This is a genomic window from Lactococcus hircilactis, assembly GCF_009601015.1.
Classification (GTDB): Bacteria; Bacillota; Bacilli; order Lactobacillales; family Streptococcaceae; genus Lactococcus; species Lactococcus hircilactis.
In genome coordinates this window covers 57,518-78,831 of the sequence record NZ_WITJ01000001.1, presented here as the reverse complement: position 1 = coordinate 78,831, position 21,314 = coordinate 57,518, and the positions used below count along the sequence as shown (strand labels likewise).

Annotated in this window: 23 protein-coding genes and 1 tRNA gene; all 24 read left to right on the top strand. The window is 39.5% G+C overall.

Annotation, left to right across the window (positions count from 1 at the left end; genetic code table 11):
* The first annotated feature begins 684 nt into the window (after positions 1-684).
* The 24 genes from GHI93_RS00360 to GHI93_RS00245 all read left to right on the top strand — a co-directional run bounded on the left by GHI93_RS00360 (position 685) and on the right by GHI93_RS00245 (position 21,309).
* Positions 685-975: a hypothetical protein gene (locus GHI93_RS00360; RefSeq protein WP_153494564.1), complete on the top strand. Its 291-nt coding sequence runs from the start codon at positions 685-687 to the stop codon at positions 973-975.
* The gene (locus GHI93_RS00355) at positions 956-1,210 is read left to right on the top strand and encodes a hypothetical protein (protein WP_153494562.1); all 255 of its coding nucleotides are present in this window, start codon (positions 956-958) and stop codon (positions 1,208-1,210) included. Before GHI93_RS00360 ends, GHI93_RS00355 begins: the two co-directional genes overlap by 20 nt.
* 167 nt (positions 1,211-1,377) lie before the next feature.
* Positions 1,378-1,462, top strand: a tRNA-OTHER gene (locus tag GHI93_RS00350).
* Positions 1,463-2,250: 788 nt separating this feature from the next.
* Complete coding sequence (locus tag GHI93_RS00345; protein ID WP_170272349.1) at positions 2,251-2,472, top strand: hypothetical protein; 222 nt, start codon at positions 2,251-2,253, stop codon at positions 2,470-2,472.
* A 96-nt stretch (positions 2,473-2,568) separates the two neighbouring features.
* Positions 2,569-4,011, top strand: coding sequence for a replication initiator protein A (locus tag GHI93_RS00340; RefSeq protein ID WP_153494558.1), 1,443 nt, complete (start codon positions 2,569-2,571; stop codon positions 4,009-4,011).
* Positions 4,012-4,194: 183 nt separating this feature from the next.
* Positions 4,195-4,692: a hypothetical protein gene (locus GHI93_RS00335; RefSeq protein WP_153494556.1), complete on the top strand. Its 498-nt coding sequence runs from the start codon at positions 4,195-4,197 to the stop codon at positions 4,690-4,692.
* Positions 4,689-5,516: a ParA family protein gene (locus GHI93_RS00330; RefSeq protein WP_153494554.1), complete on the top strand. Its 828-nt coding sequence runs from the start codon at positions 4,689-4,691 to the stop codon at positions 5,514-5,516. Before GHI93_RS00335 ends, GHI93_RS00330 begins: the two co-directional genes overlap by 4 nt.
* Before the next feature lie 83 nt (positions 5,517-5,599).
* Positions 5,600-6,157, top strand: coding sequence for a DUF805 domain-containing protein (locus GHI93_RS00325; protein ID WP_170272348.1), 558 nt, complete (start codon positions 5,600-5,602; stop codon positions 6,155-6,157).
* Between the two features lies 1 nt (position 6,158).
* Positions 6,159-6,635: a hypothetical protein gene (locus GHI93_RS00320; protein WP_153494550.1), complete on the top strand. Its 477-nt coding sequence runs from the start codon at positions 6,159-6,161 to the stop codon at positions 6,633-6,635.
* Positions 6,636-7,019, top strand: a complete 384-nt coding sequence (locus GHI93_RS00315) for a hypothetical protein (RefSeq protein WP_153494548.1) — start codon at positions 6,636-6,638, stop codon at positions 7,017-7,019. It begins immediately after the preceding gene.
* Positions 7,020-7,055: 36 nt separating this feature from the next.
* Positions 7,056-7,913, top strand: coding sequence for a hypothetical protein (locus tag GHI93_RS00310; protein WP_153494546.1), 858 nt, complete (start codon positions 7,056-7,058; stop codon positions 7,911-7,913).
* A gap of 108 nt (positions 7,914-8,021) precedes the next feature.
* Complete coding sequence (locus GHI93_RS00305; protein WP_153494544.1) at positions 8,022-10,769, top strand: SpaA isopeptide-forming pilin-related protein; 2,748 nt, start codon at positions 8,022-8,024, stop codon at positions 10,767-10,769.
* A gap of 75 nt (positions 10,770-10,844) precedes the next feature.
* Entirely contained in the window at positions 10,845-11,042 is a 198-nt protein-coding gene (locus tag GHI93_RS00300; RefSeq protein WP_153494542.1) for a thioredoxin domain-containing protein, read from the top strand.
* Between the two features lie 12 nt (positions 11,043-11,054).
* Positions 11,055-11,213, top strand: coding sequence for an ArsC/Spx/MgsR family protein (locus GHI93_RS00295; RefSeq protein ID WP_153494540.1), 159 nt, complete (start codon positions 11,055-11,057; stop codon positions 11,211-11,213).
* Positions 11,214-11,286: 73 nt separating this feature from the next.
* Positions 11,287-11,700: a type III secretion system protein PrgE gene (locus GHI93_RS00290; protein ID WP_153494538.1), complete on the top strand. Its 414-nt coding sequence runs from the start codon at positions 11,287-11,289 to the stop codon at positions 11,698-11,700.
* 232 nt (positions 11,701-11,932) lie between these two features.
* Positions 11,933-12,220: a hypothetical protein gene (locus GHI93_RS00285; protein ID WP_153494537.1), complete on the top strand. Its 288-nt coding sequence runs from the start codon at positions 11,933-11,935 to the stop codon at positions 12,218-12,220.
* Positions 12,220-12,570, top strand: a complete 351-nt coding sequence (locus GHI93_RS00280) for a hypothetical protein (protein ID WP_153494535.1) — start codon at positions 12,220-12,222, stop codon at positions 12,568-12,570. Before GHI93_RS00285 ends, GHI93_RS00280 begins: the two co-directional genes overlap by 1 nt.
* Before the next feature lie 122 nt (positions 12,571-12,692).
* Positions 12,693-13,670, top strand: a complete 978-nt coding sequence (locus tag GHI93_RS00275; RefSeq protein WP_153494533.1) for a hypothetical protein — start codon at positions 12,693-12,695, stop codon at positions 13,668-13,670.
* An 8-nt stretch (positions 13,671-13,678) separates the two neighbouring features.
* On the top strand, positions 13,679-15,484 hold the full coding sequence (locus tag GHI93_RS00270) for a VirD4-like conjugal transfer protein, CD1115 family (protein ID WP_170272347.1): 1,806 nt from the start codon (positions 13,679-13,681) through the stop codon (positions 15,482-15,484).
* A gap of 26 nt (positions 15,485-15,510) precedes the next feature.
* On the top strand, positions 15,511-15,831 hold the full coding sequence (locus tag GHI93_RS00265) for a hypothetical protein (RefSeq protein WP_153494529.1): 321 nt from the start codon (positions 15,511-15,513) through the stop codon (positions 15,829-15,831).
* 16 nt (positions 15,832-15,847) lie between these two features.
* Complete coding sequence (locus tag GHI93_RS00260) at positions 15,848-16,681, top strand: hypothetical protein (protein ID WP_153494527.1); 834 nt, start codon at positions 15,848-15,850, stop codon at positions 16,679-16,681.
* Between the two features lie 4 nt (positions 16,682-16,685).
* Positions 16,686-17,069, top strand: coding sequence for a hypothetical protein (locus GHI93_RS00255; RefSeq protein ID WP_153494525.1), 384 nt, complete (start codon positions 16,686-16,688; stop codon positions 17,067-17,069).
* Positions 16,984-19,407 (top strand): VirB4-like conjugal transfer ATPase, CD1110 family, encoded by a 2,424-nt coding sequence (locus GHI93_RS00250; RefSeq protein WP_170272346.1) that lies wholly within the window; start codon positions 16,984-16,986, stop codon positions 19,405-19,407. The genes GHI93_RS00255 and GHI93_RS00250 overlap by 86 nt, the downstream gene beginning before the upstream one ends.
* A gap of 3 nt (positions 19,408-19,410) precedes the next feature.
* Entirely contained in the window at positions 19,411-21,309 is a 1,899-nt protein-coding gene (locus GHI93_RS00245; protein WP_246176985.1) for a CHAP domain-containing protein, read from the top strand.
* The last annotated feature ends 5 nt before the right edge of the window (positions 21,310-21,314 follow it).

The following is a 21,314-nucleotide window of genomic DNA, read 5'->3' as shown; positions in this document are numbered from 1 at the left end:
CCAATAGTTGGCGTATTTATTCAAAATCAATGATTTCCCGATCCTATTTTAGAACATATTAATTAATGAAATGAATTTAATTAACGCTTTTGAACATGATTTTCCAGAATGAAAATCATAAAGATAAGGATAAGAAGTCAAAAAATAAAAAATAAGCACAAAAAAAGTTATCAGATTCGCAAGATGAACATTCGGATGTGATGCATTTTAAAGAGAGAATAAAATTTGCACCAACATCTTTCCGAAAAACTGTAATTTCATTTTAAGTTAGATGTCAAAAATTCTGAGCAGAAGAAGCACTCCTATGAAGATTATAGCTTGCATATTTGAAAAAGGAAAATATAAAAAATATGACCATGTACTGAGGTACATGGTTTTTTAATTTCAAAAAAATAAATATTTATCCAAAATATGCATATTTATACATTTAGGAGAGAGATTATGCTTAGTAAAATATCTATCAAAGTATACAAAAATGAAGGTTGGCAACAAAAGAGAAACTGTGATTACATTAAATACTAAATTTGGTGCTTAGAAACACCAAATATTTGCAGATTATTTGGATGTCTGTCATTATGTTCATCATTTTGACGGGAGGGTTCGACCCCCTCATTCTGCTTTACAACCAAAAACTTACTCTTTGCTGTAATAGCTGAGAATAAGAAAAAATAAAGGAGAGAAGAGATGGATATTAGTTCGAAAGGATTTGCATTAAAACCTAGAGATTTACGACGTTTTGACAAAAAACGTGTCGTGTTTTTTAACGGCGATATTGGAATCATTGAATTTCCATGGATTTCGATAAAACGCAAAGAGGGATATGACCATTCAGTTGTTGATGTACCTAACTATGCGTTTAACGAAATCAAAAGAATTGAGAATGGAAAAATCATGATTGCTGAAAGAAGAAGTCACGGGAGTGCTTTGCTAACAACTGGTAAAGGAGTGAAACCCTATGGATATAAAAGATTTTAATCGTGTGAAAATTTTTGCTTTAGATTCTTTTATTGCTGCAAATGCTCAAAGTGATGAAGCAGCTCTTTATAAAATTCTTTCGCCGATGGTTCAAGATATTTTAACCGAGAGCCTAAAGGAATATCAAAAGCACCTAAAAATTGAGCACTATTTTGAAAAAATTCAAAAAAATCGGTTGGAAACACAAATTGAGACTGATTTAGCAATCTACAACAGAAGGATGTTTAAAAAATGAAAAAAGATATTTTAAAATTGTAGGAAAGAATACCTCAATAAACGTACCGCTTGATTCACGAGCTGGTTTCATGATTCTAGTTTTAAATTTAATCATGCTACCAATAACTTTACCCGTGAGCCTAGCATTACGAAAGAAAATTGAATAAGTTTTTTACTTATTCTTTAGAGAGATTAGCCAAGTGGTAAGGCGCAGAGTTGCATGCAATAAACGGAAAGACTGTAATCGGTGGTTCAATTCCATCATCTCTCATTTGACCTCCTCTGTGGAGCGGTAGCACAAGAGCGCAACAAGCAGAGCGTCAACTGTTCTTTTAAAACTGAATAATTCGGGTTCAACCACACTCATGTAGTGTTAAAAGTTGAATTACCGCCCCCCTTATCAGCGTAGCTACTAAAGAGGGTGTACGTCAGTATGGACTGTAAAGTCCTATCCTGATGTACAAGTTAATGCACCGTGAAAGAATTCACGTATAGATAGGTTACTGTCGGAAGAGAGCCAATAGTGTGAGAGTTGGCACAGGTTACTATCACTAGATGCAAAAATTGGGACAAAAACCGACTGCCTGCGAGGTAAAGGTGTGCTACAAACAAGGTTGCTGAATGCGCAAAACATTCTAACCATTTATGCTATGAAGTATGAATAAGATTAGAAGATTCCTTGGTGTTTGGGGTGTAATCAAGAAACCCTGCGAACAATTTTATTAACGTCCGTAAGGACGGCCAAACTCTCCGGCTAAAGATATGCTTTAGCCACTCCTTCCACGCCAGTTGGTTGCTGGCGTGTTTCAGACCTTTCTAAATGGAAGATGCAATCAGAAAAACTATCCTTATCTTTTACTTAGGTATGATTGCAACAGGCTCGAAGCCTGTAAGGTCTATTGAATGGTTCAACTATTCAAAGGTGTTATATAAAATTTTGAAATATCGTACTGCCAAGCGATATTTCGCAGAACGTCAGATTCAGGCTGATTTGGGTTCGATTCCCGCGTTCTGTATAGCAAAATTTGCTTATTAATATTATCAATTACAAAGAAAAAAATGATTGGAGATTATAAATTGCTTATTTTCAAATTTTTATCGGAAACAGGAAGAAGTTATCATACCGTCGTTTTATCAGACGAGCAAGTTGCGGAATTTGAGAAATTCAAAGCCGCACATTCTTTTAGGCGACTATTTTTAGAACCTGCAGAAAAAGATTTAGAAAAACTTATGGAATTTCAAATGCTAGAAGAATACTGCAAAATCAAACACCTCATTTAATTCTCAATCATCAGATAGGCTGGCTCAGGGTTCGATTCCCTGTGATTGATTAACAGTTTCTTTGGCAGGAAACTAGAAAATACAAGGGAGAATTTTATGTCAACACCACCACCGTTTCCTGATTCAGGACAGATATTTAATCGCCATGACACTAAGACAGAACGTTTTTTCAGAGTACCGCAAACGTTTTATTATAGTGAACGGTACCAGGAGCTATCATCAGACGCCAAGATCTTGTATGGTTTTTATCGCAATCGGCTCAACCTTTCAGAAAAAAATGGTTGGGAAGATGAAAATGGGGATAATTATTTCTTGTTTCCACAGGCAGAAATTGCTTTCTATTTTGATTGGAGTTTGGAAAAAGTAAGAGACAAAGTCAACGAACTGATTCATTATAATCTACTTATTATCGTAAAGCAAAATGGTTCAACCGCAAAATCTTATCTCAAGAAAGTAGATGGAACAGCTAAAGAACGTCATTTTATCACGAAAAAACGGCTGATTGAGCTACTTAATCTCTTTCTTTTAGCAACTAAAAATCAAGGACTGATACTCAAAATTTCGGAGCTAGAACCTCTGTTTATCAGTTTTATTCTATCTCAGGAACAAGACTGCAGCATGGAAGATGTTGTTAAATTATTCAAAATTCACAAATTCGATTTACTTTTTCGAATTGCGGATGCACATCTTTTTGAAATCAGTGCTTTTCTGATGCGTCAGGTTAAACGATTGTCTTTGTCAACGAAGGAGAAGTCAAAATTTCGGGACCAAACGAAAAAAGAATTTGATAATTCTTTCCGAAACATTTTCAAAAATTTAAAGTCAAAAAAAGAAGATTGGACTCTTTCGGATTTTATCCAGCAACTTGAATTTCTTTGGATGAAGCAAAATGAAAAAGCGATTGAAATGTTACATGACGCTCAAAAAAACGGGAAACCAGAAAAACCAGTTTCCCAAAATTTGAAAAAGGTCCCCCCTGAAAAAGCCCAGTTTAATGCAGAAAAAAATGGGAAACCAGAAAATCTGGTTTCTGGAAACCAGAAAAACCAGTTTGCGCAAACCAGAAAATCTGCCCCGAGTAAAACTGATTTTAATAATACTGATTTCAGTAAAGAGGATGAAGCAATTAAGGGCAAACATTTTTTCAAATCAAAAATCAAAGAAATTCTTGAAGGAAGATTTGCATTTGTTTTGGAGCCAGAAATCAAAGCAGAAATTATTGATGAACAATTAGTTCCCTTAATTGCGGTATTTGACGAAATAGACCAGATGAATTTGAAAAATGCAGAGCAAGGCGAACTCACAAAGCAAGAGCTTGTTGATGAATGTGAAGCTAAAGTCCCTAATCTCGTAGAGAATTTCCGGGCAGCTAAAGATTACACAAGGGGGCATTGCTTATTTCCAAAATCCTATGACCAATATATGACAGGTCATCTTCAAATTTTGCGAGAAAAGCAGGAGATTGAACGAGCAGAAGCAGCTGCTACGGCTGCGCGGATTACAAATTTCTATATTCCAATGGATGGACCTTGGGTTTAGCTTGAACTGATTTTGGATGATTATAAATAGTTGACGACGACAACTATTTATGCTATAATCATCTCATAAGGAATTGAATAGTACCTCGTAAGCATGAGTACGGCGGACGGAGCATGGCTTACAATGAGCGAAGACAGTAAATTCTGGTAAGAAATGTCAAGGAGAGGAGAGTAAAAATAAAAAATGGCAAATTTTGATGCATTGGAGGGGTTCTCAGAGTCACAAAAACCTGTGCCACAAAAGAAAAAATCTTATTCCGAACAAGATGAGGAGGAACTGGATTTCATCGAAGAAACATGGAAACCAGTAAAACCCAAAAATGAGACAATGGATGTTACGGAAACTTCACAACCAGAACAACCGCAACTTCCAGAAGAAGTTCCTACCACTGCACTTGGCAAAGCAACTAAGGTTGTTTGGAATACTGCTAAGTTACCTGAAACAAAGAAAAATATTCAATTTACCCTTTTACCCAGTCAGATTGAGATAATGAAAGATGCAGCTGGACAACGTGTTCCGCTTCGCCGGGACAAAGTGGGGACACCCGTTCCTAACCCTAGCTCCTTTTTACAGAAATTGATTGATATGGAAATTTGGTCTGCGTATGATTTTTTAGTTGACCAAAACCTTATTAATGATTTCAATGCCTGGAAAATCAATCAGAGGAGAGGTCAATCATGACAGAATTTATTGGTTTTGTAAAATTAAAAGGCGGCTCAGGAGCTACAACTCATGTTATAAATTTTGCGAAGTATCAGCAAAAGCAAGGGAAAAACACATTAATCATTGACACGGATTATTCTACGATAAGTGCGACACGTCGATTTTTTACAAATAAGGAACTTTCTGATAAAATAAAACCAGAGAATGAAGCAACAAGCTTATTTGAGAACAATAGCAATCCCACTCCTCTACAAGTAGATGAACGTATCTGGCTTATTGCAGGAAATATGAACCTCAGTAATGAGGAAGACCGTGTGAAACAAGGAATGGGGCGGCGTTATCTCTTTTTCTGGGCAATGAAGCACATGGCTGAAATTCAAGAAAAATATGACTACGTGGTCTTTGACCCGCATAATGATAATTCAATGATTACACAAAATGTTTTACTGGTCGCAGATAAATTGGTTATTGTAGCGGACGTTGACAACGACGCAATGGATTTAATTCCCGAAGTGATGAAGAATATCAATGTCATTGAGAAAATCGAAATCAATCCTATGACGATGGAATCGCTCGTTAATGCGAAAATCTTTGTGCTAGGAAATAAGGTCAAACATGTTGGAAGAAGTCATGTTCAATTTAAAAAGGACTTTGAGGATTTGATGAAGCAGCACCCTGATTTATTTATTGGATTCGTTCCGGACCGTGAAATGATTCATCTTACCAAGATTGATAACCTGTCTATCTTCGATTTGGAAAATCAAGCCAAATATCAAGATGCGAGTCATCGCAAGTTCATTAAGCAAGTAGAAACGATTTATCAGAAGATTTGTGAGGCGTAAAAATGATTGCAGGACTTATCGTATTTATCCCCGTTGCTGCCCTATTCTTACTAGGCGTAATCCTTTATTGTGTTAAGCAGTTTGTGAATTTATCGTTTGTTATCATTCGTTGGATCTTTAAAGGACTTTCTAAGCTCTTTAATCTTCCCACGCTTGAAAGAACGTGGCAACCATTGGAAGCTGTGAGACAGAGCTTTAACGATTATTTCAGAAAAGCAGCTCAAACATGGGGAAAGGCAAATCGCAGAGATTACATTGTCGGGTACCTTTGGTCGATGGTATTCATGGTTTTTGTCAATTTTGTTTTCTACAAAAACTTTGGGCATGATGCTTGGATTTGGGTTAAACAGTTTAGCACTCAGAATCAAGTAACATTGAGACTAATTGTTGCGCCTTCACAGAGCTTACTTATTGGAATGGTGGGTATTGTTATCCTTAATCTCTATTGGCTAGTGCCTTGGCTTACACTAACAGTAAGGAGATGTCGCTCAATCGGCAATGCGGCACTTGCATTTGTTATAGTTGTACCTCTTGGAGGGTTCATTCTTCCAATTTTGTGTATGGCACTACCCGAAACAAAGCGTCCGCAGAGGACACAAGAAGACCTTGATTATTTCAAAGGTCAAACGATAGGAGAATAAAATGATTGTTGAGAAAGAAACACTTTTACGAGTAATGATTGAAAATCAAGAAAAGCTAATGTCCTTTCGCTTTTATTATGTACTTGCAGTACAAGGAATTGATAAAACTGATTTGATGACTTACGAAAGTCTAATTCCAGCTGGAACACTTAAAGCCACTTACGCACATCGCCCAGAAGTAGAAATAGATGCGGTTGAACTTGTGAAACAAGAATGGGAAAGCATTGCTTACTTTATGTTGGATGGAACGCTGCTCTGTAAACGAGAAGCTTATGGAAAGCCAATGATAAGCCGAGATGATGAGCAATTCAGTCAAAGTCTTTTTAAAAGCCAAATTGAAGCTGAACTGACTGCACAGAATAATCCGCGTGAAATTGTGATTGCTGACATGGACGAGCAAACGGCAGGTTCGCTCATGAGTGATTATGCAAAGTATTGGGACAAATTCAAAAAAGATAATTTGTTGAGTGAAAAATAAATGGCAAAACCAACCAAATATGAATCACATATCGCTCCGAGATTGAGTGAAATCAAAGTTTGGAGAGAGGAGCGTTTGTCTATCCCTGATATCGCAAAGCGTCTTTCTGTGGGACTAAGTACGCTTAATCAGTATCGTGCTTACTATCCAGAGTTAGAAGAAGCCTTGCAGTTACTAGAACTTCCTGAAATCAGTTCTAATTCAAGAAGAAACCATGAAAAATGGCTGGCTTCAAGCCTTTCTTTTATCAAAAAACACATGACTCAAACAGAACGTCAACAAGTTTTTAAGGCAATACTTGAAAGTATTGATGATGAAGAAGTGATAGAGGAATTCCGGCTGAGACTGGATGAACGAAAAAAACAAATTTCCGACGATAATTGAGCAAAACAGTAATAGCGTTAGAAAAAGGAGTCAACCATGATTAACCCTAAAAATTGGAATAAAAAACAACGAAATATTGCGATTGCTGCGGGAACAATCCTCGTTTTAGGAGGAGTTGGTATAGGAGTTGGTGCAGCTGTCCACGATAACAATGTTCAGCACGAACAAGAAGTCAGTAAGCAAAAAGCAGAAGCTAAAAAAGAAGCAGCTGCAAAAGCGGCACAAGAAAAGGCAGAGCGACTTGCCAAAGATAAAGAAACTGCAGCTGAAAAAAATGTTGCGACGCTCCTTGCTACAGCAACAAAAAATCCAACAGATTCGGATATTAAAGCAGTTACAGATGCAATTTCAAAATTGAGTAATCAATCAGAAAAAGTAAAAGACACTAACGCAGTTAAAGCTTTCAGTGCTCGGTTAGCGCTTATCAAAAAAGCGCAAGCAGCAGTCAAAGATTATCAGGCTCATGCGACAGATGCAGGTAAACAAAATGAGCAAGCTCAAGCCGCTCAAAAAGTAGCTACGGCTTTAAATAGCTCATCTTCAGGCTCAAACGCTTCTCAATCCACTGCTTCAAACGGATCAAGTGTTTCTGGTAGGACTTCTTCAGCGGGTGTCGCTTCCGCTAATACGGGCTCAAGCAATTCTGCTTCTTCAGGAACGTCCAGCTCTTCGCAGGTTTCAAGTGGCACAACGCAGCCGTCCACACCAACTCCAACCTATGAGTATGAACAGTGGATTTCTATTGATGGAGTTGTCAAATACAGTAAAATATTTAGTACGGTAGCTGCAGGAGACACTTGGACTGATCAAATGATGAATTCGCAAGCAATTGTTAGCTTAGCACTTGCTGGTCATTCAATCAGAAATGGTATGACAACGATTCAAGTTAATTAACTCAACAATCAGTCCGAAATGACATTAAACTATGCACCCCTCTTTAATCTGTCTTAGTGAGACAGATTTTTTTGTACAAAAAAATCTATCATAAGGAGGTTTTTCTTGATGAAAAAGAAAAACAAAACAATGGAAAGACTCACAAGCGAACAAAAAGTGAGTCATTTTCGCCTCAGAAAAGCCAAAAAGTTCTGGCTGGTGAGCGGAAGTTTATTGACCATCGCCCTTGGGAGCGGTGGTTTGGTCTTTGCGACGCAACAGAGCAATGCTTCTTTACCGGCATCAACGACCGTTAATTGGGACTTAGCGACGAGTATTGGTCATGTAACCCTCTCCACAGGAGAAGCAGATTCGATGACCTTGCTCACATTGGGAGACGGCACCCCAGTTTATTGCTTGTCACCGGGTGTGCCGTTGGCGACGGCGTCCACCTCAGCTGAGCAGGATGAAACCAATGCCATTTGGAGTCAATTAACAGATTCCCAACAAGCAATCATCAATAATATTGCTTATTTGGCTAATAAGCAAGGGGCGAGTTCAAACAACATGGAATTGTATTGGGGCGCTCGCTTAGCGATTTGGGCAGAACTCGACAAATGGGGTGCAATTAGCACCTCGGTAGTTGGGTTTGGGGATCTCAATGCCGGCTTTTCTTCAAATCAAATTGTGGCTTATCAAAATCAATTGACGAATCAAGCCCTTCAATTGACTGAACAACCAAGCTTTTCCGGCTCTACAGTGTCCCTCATTCAAGGTGTCTCAAAGACCGTGACGGATTCAAACAGCGTGCTTTCTAACTTTCCCTATGTCCAAAGTAATGTGTCAGGTCTTTCGGAGACAGTTTCTGGAAACAATCTCAAATTAAATGCTGATATTACGTCCGCCCTGGGAGTTAATAAAAATGCAATCACATTCGCAAATATGGGATTAGGAGCAAGTGATCGTCCTTTCTTTATTTATTCTACGAATGGGGATTCCAGCGGTGAGGTCAGTCAACCGGTGATTGCCTCACAAGATCCTGCAGTAAATAGTGCTGCTCTTAACGTCAACATCATTGGTTTAGGTGAGACAACGCTCACTAAAGCCGATGCGGACACGAACTCTTCTACACCACAAGGAGAGGCCAGCTTATCCGGCGCGGTTTATCAGCTCTTTAACAAAAACGGTTCGGCGGTGAAGTGGTCCGATGGTCAAGACGGCTATCCGATTACGGCCACAGCTGGCACCAAAGCAGATGACACGGCTGTCGTGTTGAAAATGGGATCTGATCTTCAATTAGGGGTGAAAAACCTAGTGAATGATCAAGCCTACTATTGGCAGGAAATGACAGCGCCCGAAGGCTATAGTCTCTCAACCAAGCACTATGCCGTTTCATTTGATGCTTCCAGTTCGTTTGACAACAGCACTTCCAACTATGAAGACAAAGAGACTGCGAGTGATCAAGTGGCTGTCTTTTCCTTTATGTTTGATAAAGTCCAAGATGTTAATGGTTCTTTGACAGGACTCAATGGTGCAGAATTTACCTTGACGCCTCAGACAGGAACAAAAGGAAAAGCCCTTGTTGTCACTTCTGGAACAGGAACGGACTCCAATGGTTATACCGTCAATGGTCTGACGACTTTTGATGGGGCAGCGAATCACGCTGCTGGAAATGCGGATCAAGATGGCATTCCAATTGGCGATTATCTTTTAACCGAAATCACCACACCGGATGGAGTGTCTCCAATCAATCCCATTTCTATCACGAGCACGCCGAATCAGGATAGCAATGGGAATCCAACATCCTATACCGTCGTGTTTAAAGACACGGGGACAGGGCAAGTGATCACGACGCAAACCATTCAAGCCAAGACGCTCACGGATAATGATCTGATGTTTAAAGTTAATCTCGGCTCATTAACCGATAAGCCGGTCACTCCTGTGGTACCAACGATTCAAACAAAGGCGCATACCGCAGATGGTGATCAGACCGTTGAGGCGAATGAAGTTTCCACAAAAACACCGATGTATGATCAGGTAACGCTTACGAATGCCACAAAGGGTGAGGAGCAAGTGGCGCAACTCCACCGGATTGTAACAGATGACTCAGGCAAAACGACCAGCGATAAAGTCGTTGCGACGGTCAACTTCACTGTGGATGACGCGACCGTCAAATCACAAGAAAACGAGGTACAAACGAAGGTAGACACGTCAAAAGATAATCAGGTTTCAGAAGGCTCTTCAGTCACTTATGTCTGGACGGAATCCTTATTTGATGCGGGAGCGAACACCAAAACGGCTACACCCGCCGCAAAACATGATGCTTTAACGGATAAAGCCGAAACCATTAGTTCTCCAACGGGTCATACCCAAGTTTCTACGAATGCGATTGAAGCTAAGACCAATCAAAAACTGACAGATACGTATCAAGCTACGGGGCTTACTGTTGGTCAAAGTTATACTGTGAAGGTGACGGGTGCTTGGGATCAACAAAAAGGAAAGGTTGTTCCTGCGACAGGGTCTCTCACCTTTAAGGCTACGTCTACTAGTATGACTGTTAAGGTTCCGATTACGGTGAATGCGACAGGATTGGGTGGAGATGATCTGACCATGTTGGAAGATTTAGTGGATGCTACCGGACGATTGATTGTTTCCAATCAAAGCCATGCAGATCAGAAGGAAACTTTCCACGTGACTCCATCGACTCCGCTTCAAAAGATTCTTAACATTTACTTGCCAAAAACCGGAGAAAATCTCACACTGACTAATGTTCTTGCTTGTCTTGGAACTGCTCTTGTTGGAGCAGGACTGGTCTTCTTGCTTCGGAAAAATATCCATCGAGCTTGGCGTTTCTTGCAGTATCGCTTCAGAAAATAATAGAGTTGAAAAAACATAAAAAAGAACAAGGAGCTTGGTGTTTCAGGCTCCTTGTCTAGAAAGGAGAAGCATTTCATGATTAAAATTTATCGCAAAGACAATGAAACTTCAAAATCGTTTCAACAGGTTGTCCGCTGGATGAAAGAACATCAGCTTGAGTTTGAAATCAATCATTTATCTGAGTTGAGCAAAACAGAATTTGTGCAAATGCTTCGGTTAAGTGATGGTTTCTCTGATTTGATTATCACGCGATATGAGACCGGAAAAGCATGATTTTATTCTTTTATGCAGATGACGACAAGCAAGCTTGTAGATTATTGTCTTGAACACCCTGAAATATTGCGTGAACCCATTTGCATTGATGATAAGCACTTGCTTGTAGGCTACAATGGGAACGAGATTCAGCAGTTTCTACCGCGCATCGTGCGACGAGCAGAATTATAACATACAGGTTAGAAAAGGGACATCAATCTTTATACCAATAAACATAAAACTAATTCAGAGAGGATTATATCACATGAAATTCGAAGTAAAAACGGAGCAACGCTCCACAGAATACAAAGACTTTCCAGAAGGGGTACATGAAGCAACAATTGCCCGTGCGCAAATGACGCGTACCAATGATGGAATGAGAAATATGATAAAGCTGCGGATCACAGGCGAAAATGAAGAAAGTGGATTTTACAATATCACATTTGGCGATGAAATGGGCGAGGAACAGTTGATGTTTGTGCTCACTTCTATCATGAATAACGGATTTGATATTCCTGAAGAAATTGATTATGACTATAATCAAGAAACGGTGGACTTTCTCAAAAATAAACCCGTGTATATTGAGGTTAAAAACAAAATTTACATGGGGAAAACGCGTGGCAATATTACGCGTGTACTCAACCAGGAAGAATTCGATGCGCTTTATGAAGATGAGTGAGGGAAGAAATGAAATTTTCCACACGATTCTACCGAATGCGACGTAAAAACAGGAGGGGCTTCTTTATTCTAGGAAGTCTCTTTTTGATTGCTGCTGGAATAATTGGGGGTGGCTTGGTTTATCTTCTTAGTCCGCCCCTCCCCCCAGCAATCAAGCTGCAAATTTTGAAAGTGGGTTTAGTAGTAAATCTACTACTATAAATAGTAGTAAAGATAGTAATAGTTCTAGTGGGGTGTCTAGTGGTAGTTCTAATAATAGCTCTAGCAATAGAGAGAGTAGTAACTCTACTGCTTCAACAACTAGCACTACAAGTCAAAACCTAGTCCCCCCAATCCCTACTGTTTATACAGCAACAGTAAAAGGTTATACTGCAAGCTCAACCCTTTCTTATGCGGATGCTCTTGCACAAGCTCAAAACAAATATAATACGGCAATCGCGCAAGCACAACAGACGGCAAATTCTATTGCTTCCTCTTATCAAGCACAAGGCGCAACTGTTCATATTTATGGAGGTCAATAATGAATTTATTTCCAACAGCACTCACACCTAAATTAAAGCAGCCAGATGGTTTCACACCATTAAAAAACGGAATGAGCTACAATGATTTGGTCGATGAAGAAGCAGAAACGATTTTGGCTTATAATGCGCTCTTGGAACGTCTGCACCAGCTTGAAAATAAACCTTCTGAACAATCTGAAGGTAAGATGTGGAGTCTGCTTTGCCAGCGGTTTTGGATTTTAAAGAATGGTCTAGCCTACGGCGAGCAAAGAAAAACGATTGATAAATTAACAGCAAATTTCAATCTTTTAATGGCAGAAAATTATGAGTTGGTTAAGGAAAATGAGCACTTAAATAATGAGAAAAAATAGGAGGAAAAATGGAAAACAAAAAATTTGATAAAATGATTGAAAATGTTGCCTATACTTTCTTGGTTCTTGGCTTTTTTCTATTGCTCCTCTTGGTTCAACTAAGTTAGAAATAGAGGGGAACAATGGAAGAACAAGCAGAATTTAATCGCACGGTAAAGGAATTGCGCCGAGACACAACACGGGGCGTGACAAATGCTATCCGTTTTTTCCATAACCGTGTGCAAGAAAAGGAACGTCGAGCGGCACATGCCGAACAAAAGCTCAATCGTGAAGAAGCAGAGGCTTTTCGTCAATCCCTCAAAACACCAGGTGAGAAGTCTTACGAGTTCATGTTAGATTCTGGTCGAGACATCAGTTATCATACCTTAGACCCTAATACCGATTTAGAGCGGCTCAAAGGCTATTTAGACGGCGAACGGCTCCAGTATTGTATCCGAGAGTCATCATTAGACCAGTCACAAGAAATGGTGTATTTCACTAAAGACCGAGCCAAAGTCACACGTGCGCTTGAGAAGGCATTGAATGATACCCTGAAGCAAAACGACAAACTTTCTGAGCAAGAGCGGTTCACTCAAAATTGGCAAAGTGAGCAAGAACGAGTTTCTCCGAATAACAAGTTAGGATGGACTCCATCGGGTAAGGATTATGAGGGATTTGAACGTGATGACAGTCGGATTTATCAAAGCTATGACTCCAAAGGTCAAATTGAATGGTCAAGCGACAATCTGCCCACACAACCGTTGCCCGAAACGTTGATTCAACCTTTTCCTTTGGATAATGAAATCAGCATTGAAAAATTGACTGCTTTCATGAAAAGCTACGATTTAACGGTGGCTTTTGAGAATCAAAAGAATGGTGGAACGCAAATGTACTTGCTGATGCGTTCAGATAAACTAAGTTCACAAAAAGCAGCACTCAAAGCTGCTTTTTTAGCTCTCGAAAAAAATCCCGATTTGATTCGGAAAGTACGTCCTACAATGAAAGAAGCTCTGAATAAAGCGAAAGTTCAAGAAAAACAGTTGTTACTTGAAGCAAGCAAAAAAGCAGCGCATCAAGCAAAAGATTTGGGACAAGATATTGGTCGGGGGGTAAGAAGATGAGGAAAGTCATGAAATACCTTCCCTTCAGCTTGATTGCGCTTAGTTTAATGATTCTAGCAAATCGGGCTGTCGCAATATTTTCAGACACGCCTGGAACACTTTACGGAGATAAAGTTCCCAATTTTGAAATGAGATTTATTCCTGAATTTCGTGCCAATCCTTTTGCAATCAGTTTTCAATCAGGCCCACTTGTTGCTTCGGCACTCATGGCAGGGATTTTTCTCTTGGTTTTAGCTTCGAGGGATACGAGAACCTATCGTCATAGGAAAGAATTTGGTTCATCTCATGAGGGAACAGTTCAAGATTTAAAACCTTTTGCAGCACCTAAAGGAGAGAATTTTAATCAGAATATTATTTTGGGTTGGCAAGCTTATATGTGGGTTAAAAATGAATATAAAAACCCAAAATATCAACGGGCAAAAAATGTTTTTACTGTCGGTGGTACTGGCGCTTGGAAAACAACAAGTTACAACATTCCTAATATTTCTCAAATGAATGCTTCTTTTGGAGTGACCGACCCCAAACTTGAAATTTATCACAAAACAGGAAAGATGCTAGAGGAGAATGGTTTTAAGGTCAAAGTATTAAACCTTATCAATTTCAAAAATACAGACCAATTTAATCCTTTTGTCTATGTCAAAAGTGAAGAAATGCTTCAAGATATGATTAACCTCATCATCAAATCAACGGATGGCGAACATGAAAGACGAAGTGAACCCTTTTGGGATAATTCCGAAAAGCTTTTGCTTTCTGCTCTATTTTCATTTCTTTACTACAATTACCGAGGTTACGAGGGAAAAGAAGGTTCTGGAGAATTGCCCTGTTTGGCAGACATTGGGGATTTAGTGCGTAATCTTGAACGTAAAGATCCAGAAATTAAAAGCCCTGTGGAGATGATGTTTGACGATTTCGAGGATTATTTTGGTTCAGACTGTCCAGCTGTACTTGACTTTCAATCTTTTAAAAATTATTCAGGGGAGACACGTTCCTCAGTTGTCTCGATGCCAACGGCAAGGTTCAGAATGTTTACTCTTCCTCGTTTGAAAGAGTTGACCAGTAGAGATACGTTGGAACTTGACAAAATGGGAACACAAAAACAAATTTTATACATTGGTTTATCCGATTTGTCAGATACCTATAATTTCTTGTCAAATATGGTTTTTACTTTGCTTTTTCAAATTACGGAAGATGTTGCGGACAATATCTATGGAGGGGCGTTGCCTATCCCTATTCGTTTGATTCTTGAAGAATTTCCAAGTATTGGAGCAATTCCTAATATCTTAAAAGCAATCGCGGTGCTTCGTGGTCGAGGAATGAGCTTTGAATTTACCGCTCAGAACTTTGACCAGTTGAAACGTGTTTATAAGGAAACTTGGGAGGAAATCTTGGGAGCTTGTGATTCACTCGTTTATATGGCAGGTGCAACGACAAAATTGACGAAAGAAAAGTTCACGGAGCTTTCCGGTAAACAAACGATTGGTAAGAAAAGTGAAGGTAAACAATTTGGGGGACACGGTGGTGGCTCTCAAAACACGGATAGTTTGGGACGTGATGTCTATATGATTGACGAGATTGAACAATCCAATCGCCTTGATGCTTTAATTAAAATTACAGGCGATGTCCCTATTGTCAAGGTTAAAAAATATAATTCTAAAAAACACCCTCGTGCAAAAGAATGGGCAACCTCTCCTAATGACGCGAGATGGTATGAAGCGGTTAGATATGTGGATGACAAATCAATGATAGAAGATAGTGTTGCACAAAATCCAGACACGATGGAATGTTTAACAGCTGATTTAAGCGATGTCGCTTAACAAATAATAAAAAATGGAGATGAATAATGAACAAAAAAATTAAAATGCAAGCTTCAAAAACAAGTTTTGGGCTTGCGGCACTCACAAGTACGCTCGCAGTTAAAATGACGGCACTTGCGGATGTTACAACGGCGAGTGCCGTGAAAACAATGCAAGATAATGTTAAATGGGGGTTCAGCACTGCAGGCATCATCGTTGCATTGCTTGGACTAGGCTGGCTTTTCTTGAGTTGGGATGATGGACCAGCTGCACGGCGTGCTCCTATTTTTACTATAGTAGGAGGGATTATTCTTGTCGGAATTGGCTTTGCGATTGCAGCAGCTATCACAGCGCCACCAGGTTCATGAGAAAGGGGACACGCCGATGTTTTTTAGTTTTACTCAGAATATAACAGATTATAACCCTGCAGCTTTTGACTGGGTTTTGAAAACTTCTTACGAGGTTATGCTCCCCGTTGCTTTTTACCTCTCTCTTTTCTTTTTTATGATGGAAGTCATCAATGTTGTCGTTCCCAAAAGTCAAGCCGGGGAGAGTTTAGTATTCAAGGATATTTCTTTTGCTTTTATGCGCTGGCTTATTTCACTGGCGCTTTCCACGATAGGAGTAGTACTCTTTGTTTTTATCGTTTCGATTTCAACAGGAGCAATTAACCTCTTTAATAAATCAGGAACGCTAACGGATGCGTTGCTTAACAGTTTTATTCCACAAATCAAGCTGCCAGATAATCCCCTTTCAGCATTAGGGCAGCTTTTTGGACTGCTCACTAATCCGGGAGATTTAATCTCTACTGCAGTTACAGGCGTATTGATGTACGTCATTTGTCTCATTGCACAGCTTGTAGCAGCACTTTCGGTCGCAGTTATCATCTATCTTCGGTTTTTCCAACTTTACTTGATGGCTTTCTTATCTCCAATTCCAATGGTCAGCTTTGCTTCACGTGAGTTCGATTCTATCGGAAAGAACTACTTGAAACACGGCTTTGCTTATGCGTTTCAAACTGTCGTCATTATGGCAGTCATGTGGCTCTTTAGCTTTTTTGCAAAACCAACGATTGATTTGAGCGGAACATTAGGCATCGTTACAGGATTAAGCGCTTGGGGGGCTGCAATGGGAAGTGTGGTTTATGCGATTGCCTATGTTGTGCTGATTTGGCAGACTTTGAGTGTTTCAAAACGCTTATTTGGAGTAGGAGTTTAAAAAAATGGAAATTCGTATTTATAAAGATGGAGCTAAAACAGGAAAGACGACAAAGCTTGTCATTGCAGGTTTTTTAATTGCGGCGGTCATCGCTATTTCGGCTTATGCTTTGATTAAGTGGAAGCTGCCTTTTTTAGAGGTTCAAACCTTTACGATAATTGCAATATTTTCCATAGGAATCTCAACATTCGGAAGATTTAAAGGGCTGCCCCTTTGGCAGTTCTTTTATTTAGCCTTAAAGTTTAGACTTACTATCAATCATCGAACCTACAAAATAGAAAGAAAATCGGAGGATACACAACTTGAAACAGAAAAAACAAAAAAATCTGCAGCAGGTCGTCCAAAACTTTGGAGAAAAACCAAAGATAGAGAAGAAAAAAACAAATAAAAAAATGCTTCCGACCACTCAAAATTCTTTACAGTATCTTGATTTGGAGCAAAAAGGTGCTATGCATGTTACGGATAATGAATATTCAAAAACTTATGATTTAGGAACAACTAATTACGTAACAGCTGCTCATGACGATAAAATCAATGTCTTTACAGCATGGTTTGATGCGATTAACTCACTTTCTCAGACCGAACATTTCCAACTTTCAATTCCGTTTAACAAGGTAGGCAAGAAAGAATATATGAAGGAAAATCATTTTCCTCTTGAAAGGAGTGGAGGTAATGAGATTCGGCAAGAGCTGAATGATTTGATTGCTTCAAAATATGACGATGGGAAAAATAATTATCGTATCGGTCGTTATGTCACGATTGGTACAAAACAATCAGAACGCAGACGTGCAATGGCAAAATTGGAAAGCTCTCAAGGTGCATTTACAACGGAAATGGATAAAATTGGAGTTTATATGCATGAGTTAGATGGTTTAGAGCGTCTAAAATTGATGAGTTCTATTTTACGCCCAGGTAAACTTAAACCCAAATCATTTCCGCCATTTAGAGACCGTACACAAGATTGGATTGCTCCTCAACAGATGGATTTTGAATCTGTTTATCTCCACCTCGATGATACCATTGGTCAACTTTTATATGTTGAAGATTTTCCCTACGAACTTTCTGACAGCTTTTTAAAAGATATTTGTGAAATGGGCGTTGAGGGGGTATTCACGCTTCATGCTAGCCCTTATACGTTTGCTGAAAGTACAAAGAAAGTAAAAAATCAAAAAACAAATGTCGGAATGGCTTTGCTTCCCCAACAAAAACGTGCTTCGTCCGAGGGATACTCTCAAGAGTTTGTCTCTCCAGACTTGAAAGAAGCATGGGAGGATTTAGATGAACAAAGTCAATATATGCGAAAAACAGGTTCAAAACAGTTTGAATCCAGTATGTTGCTTTATATCCATGCCTCAAATCGTGAAGCATTGATTGATAGTCTGGATAAAGTGAATGAAGTACAAGAAAAACATAGTGTACGTTTTGAGCCGCTCCGTTATCTACAAGAACAAGGCTTGGTATCTACCTTACCATTGGGCAAGAATTTCCTTGAAGGAATTAAAAACTTCACACGCGGCTTGATTACCCCTAATCTTGCCATCAATATTCCGTGGACTTCCGTGGAACTTCAACATAAACATGGGAAATATTTTGGTATCAATCTCTTATCCAAAAATATCATTTCTATTGACCGACGTGGCCTCACACTTCAAAACTCTAATGGATGGATTATTGGGGTGTCGGGTTCTGGTAAGTCGGTTACTTGTAAATATAATATTTTGACGGACTATTACCAGAATTCTGATGACGAATTTATCATTCTTGACCCTGAAAGTGAGTATGTGGGGATTGGTCAAAAGCTCGGTGCACAAGTTGTAAAAGTTGCTCCAAAGTCAAAAACTCACATCAATGTCTTAGAGCTTCCTCAGTATGTCGAGGAAATGGATGAAGAAGATGACCCTGTCGCAATCAAATCAGACCTGTTAAGCGCAATGTTTAGCAATTTACTTCGTAATGGTCTCTCAGAGATTCAAGAAACGATTGTGGATGAAGTCACCACTCAAACTTTTGAGCAGTATTCAGCACCAACTTTGACAGACTGGTATGGTGTTTTAGGAGACCGCGTGCAAGCAGCACAAGTATCGTCTAAAGTAGATTCAGAGGTTGAGATTGAAGCTTCTAACTTATGGGCGAAACTCGCTCTGTATGTCACAGGAAGTTATGATATTTTTGCTCATGAAACCAATGTTAACTTGGATAATCGAATGGTTATTTATGATGTGAAACAACTCATTAAAGGAAAAATGAAAAAATTTGGCTATATGGCAATTATAGACCAAATTCAAAATCGAGTGATTGATGCAAGACGACGCGGCGTTAAAATCTGGGTTTACGCAGATGAAGTTCAAACCGTTGTAGCACCAGCTTCTCCCCCTATTTTGCGTGAAATGTTTGCGGACATGTGGGCGCGGTTACGAAAATACGGTGCAACCGTTACTGGAATTTCTCAAAATATCAACCTTATTCTTGCGACGCCTGAAGGCGAAAGTATGTTCTTTAACTCGGAATACTATGTTATTCTCCGTCAAAAAGGGATGGCATTAAAAACGATAGCAGAGCGTTTTGAATTAACAAAGCAGCTTCAACAGTACCTGAAAAAAGAGGAAAAGGGTGCAGGCTTAGTCGTGGCTGGAGATACGATTGTGCCTTTTAATAATCCTATTCCTAAACAAACTTTACTGTTTGATTTGGTTAACACCGATGCCCAAAAAAAGGAAGCGAGTTAATCAATGGGAGATGAACTCAATGAATTCGGAATTTACGAAGGAAAAAAATCCGCAAATGAGACCATTCAATCCTCGCTTCTGACCCGAAAATCTCCTCTGTCTGAGCCAGCTGAAAAATTTCCGATGCCCTCATCATCAACTAAGGTTCTTAAAAATGGAAGCTCTAACAGGAAATGGAAGCGAGTGTCAAGTCATTCCATTCAACCCCTTGTAGACAAGAAAAATCTTCAATCCACAGACAGCACGAGTCAAAACGCAACCCGGCAAAAAAATCAAGGTTCGCAGAAAGTTTTCGAAACTGTGATGGGGAGCAAGCAGAAATCTTCTAAAGTAGCACAAAAGAAAAAATCATCAGTGTTTGAGCAGTCTTTAAAACAAGAGTTCTTAAAAAATCAACTCAAAAAAAAGCCAAAGAATGTGGCACTTTCAGGTGCTACTGGATCAAATGGCGAGCTTGGCGAAAGTAATGAGCAAACAAGCTGGACAGACAGCAGTAAGACTGCGTATGATACAAGCGAAACGCTTGTCAAAAAATCGCACAAGGGATTCAATTTCTTGAAAAAAAAGCAGAATTTTGGCTCAGGTGTTTTAGAAAATGCCCGGCAAAGTATGTTTTTTGGGAATCGAGCGAAAGAGTCTGTCAGAGATGTTGGAAAAATTGCAGAGACAACGAAATATACAGGTGAGACTTTTCAAAGCTTAGGTTTTTCATGGAAAAATCTGAGTCAACGAGCAAGTGAGACTTTTTCCAAAGTACTCTCTCCGAAAGCCCTAGCTGTGAAGTTTTCGACTGTTGCAGGGGGTGCCGGCTTACTCGCAATTTTTGTGTTCCTCTTGGTTTTCTTTATTGTTAATCTCATCGGCAATAATAACAATAGTGCGAACAGTAGTACAAACGATGGTGTGTTTTATGTCAAAAATTGGGACGGCAATGATGCTTATCATTCATCATTTCTTGCGCAACGTTATGGGATTACAGTCGCACAAATTGACGGATTTATTGCAAGCGAGGGCTATAAAAACTTGGATAGTCGGGCAAGTGGCGAAGAATTTCTGAGACTTCAACAAATTTCTGGAATTGATGTTCGGGTACTGGTTGCTTTTGCTCAAATTGAAAGCCAATTTGGTACGGCAGGTATAGCGGCGGACTATCCAAAATCCAATCTTTTCGGTTATGGTGCGGTTGATAGTGACCCTAATCAAGGTGCTGCTTGGGATAATACGAGAGCAGTTAATGATTTTCGTTCTACGCAAATTGATAGTTTTGGAAATAAAAGTCTTGCAATTTGTGATGCGAGAGCGCAAGCCTATCATGATGGGACACTTGCCCCAGGACAAGCTGTTTATTGGACTGCACTTAATTCTGGTAAAGACCGTGCAAAAATAGAAGAAGCATTTAACACTTACATCAATCAGCATGGAGGGACACCAGACCCGCCAGGTGGTTACGGTCCCCCAGGTCAAAGTGGTGGAGCAGGGCTTACCTCACTTGATGCAATGCTTGGGCAAGTCATTCAGGGAACGTATGGTGGCGAGACTGGACAATGTTATGCAGTTCCAGCTTACTATGCGCATTCTATCAATCCCTCTATCACATTGAAAAATGGAGTGGCGGCAGCTAATATTGGAATTGATTATGACTGGAAAGCTTGGGGCTGGACAGTTGTTAATAACCCGATGTTTCAAGATGTACGTCCAGGAGACATCATTACTTTTAAACGTGGTGCAAATATGGGAAATTGGAACGCCAGTAGCGATTACGGTCATGTGGCTGTGGTGGGACAAATAGTAAGTAACGGTGTATTAAAAATCTATGACCAAAATCCAACACCACTAAAGACGTGGGATTATACCTTTAATCCTTCGGGCGTTGCGGCGGTTATCCATCCCCCAGCAAAATAAGGAGA

Bases quoted from the DNA above. Each gene is read 5' to 3' on its own strand.
- GHI93_RS00360 (WP_153494564.1), top strand. From the start codon at position 685: ATGGATATTAGTTCGAAAGGATTTGCATTAAAACCTAGAGATTTACGA.
- GHI93_RS00355 (WP_153494562.1), top strand. From the start codon at position 956: ATGGATATAAAAGATTTTAATCGTGTGAAAATTTTTGCTTTAGATTCT.
- GHI93_RS00345 (WP_170272349.1), top strand. From the start codon at position 2,251: ATGATTGGAGATTATAAATTGCTTATTTTCAAATTTTTATCGGAAACA.
- GHI93_RS00340 (WP_153494558.1), top strand. From the start codon at position 2,569: ATGTCAACACCACCACCGTTTCCTGATTCAGGACAGATATTTAATCGC.
- GHI93_RS00335 (WP_153494556.1), top strand. From the start codon at position 4,195: ATGGCAAATTTTGATGCATTGGAGGGGTTCTCAGAGTCACAAAAACCT.
- GHI93_RS00330 (WP_153494554.1), top strand. From the start codon at position 4,689: ATGACAGAATTTATTGGTTTTGTAAAATTAAAAGGCGGCTCAGGAGCT.
- GHI93_RS00320 (WP_153494550.1), top strand. From the start codon at position 6,159: ATGATTGTTGAGAAAGAAACACTTTTACGAGTAATGATTGAAAATCAA.
- GHI93_RS00315 (WP_153494548.1), top strand. From the start codon at position 6,636: ATGGCAAAACCAACCAAATATGAATCACATATCGCTCCGAGATTGAGT.
- GHI93_RS00310 (WP_153494546.1), top strand. From the start codon at position 7,056: ATGATTAACCCTAAAAATTGGAATAAAAAACAACGAAATATTGCGATT.
- GHI93_RS00305 (WP_153494544.1), top strand. From the start codon at position 8,022: ATGAAAAAGAAAAACAAAACAATGGAAAGACTCACAAGCGAACAAAAA.
- GHI93_RS00300 (WP_153494542.1), top strand. From the start codon at position 10,845: ATGATTAAAATTTATCGCAAAGACAATGAAACTTCAAAATCGTTTCAA.
- GHI93_RS00295 (WP_153494540.1), top strand. From the start codon at position 11,055: ATGCAGATGACGACAAGCAAGCTTGTAGATTATTGTCTTGAACACCCT.
- GHI93_RS00290 (WP_153494538.1), top strand. From the start codon at position 11,287: ATGAAATTCGAAGTAAAAACGGAGCAACGCTCCACAGAATACAAAGAC.
- GHI93_RS00280 (WP_153494535.1), top strand. From the start codon at position 12,220: ATGAATTTATTTCCAACAGCACTCACACCTAAATTAAAGCAGCCAGAT.
- GHI93_RS00275 (WP_153494533.1), top strand. From the start codon at position 12,693: ATGGAAGAACAAGCAGAATTTAATCGCACGGTAAAGGAATTGCGCCGA.
- GHI93_RS00270 (WP_170272347.1), top strand. From the start codon at position 13,679: ATGAAATACCTTCCCTTCAGCTTGATTGCGCTTAGTTTAATGATTCTA.
- GHI93_RS00265 (WP_153494529.1), top strand. From the start codon at position 15,511: ATGAACAAAAAAATTAAAATGCAAGCTTCAAAAACAAGTTTTGGGCTT.
- GHI93_RS00260 (WP_153494527.1), top strand. From the start codon at position 15,848: ATGTTTTTTAGTTTTACTCAGAATATAACAGATTATAACCCTGCAGCT.
- GHI93_RS00255 (WP_153494525.1), top strand. From the start codon at position 16,686: ATGGAAATTCGTATTTATAAAGATGGAGCTAAAACAGGAAAGACGACA.
- GHI93_RS00245 (WP_246176985.1), top strand. From the start codon at position 19,411: ATGGGAGATGAACTCAATGAATTCGGAATTTACGAAGGAAAAAAATCC.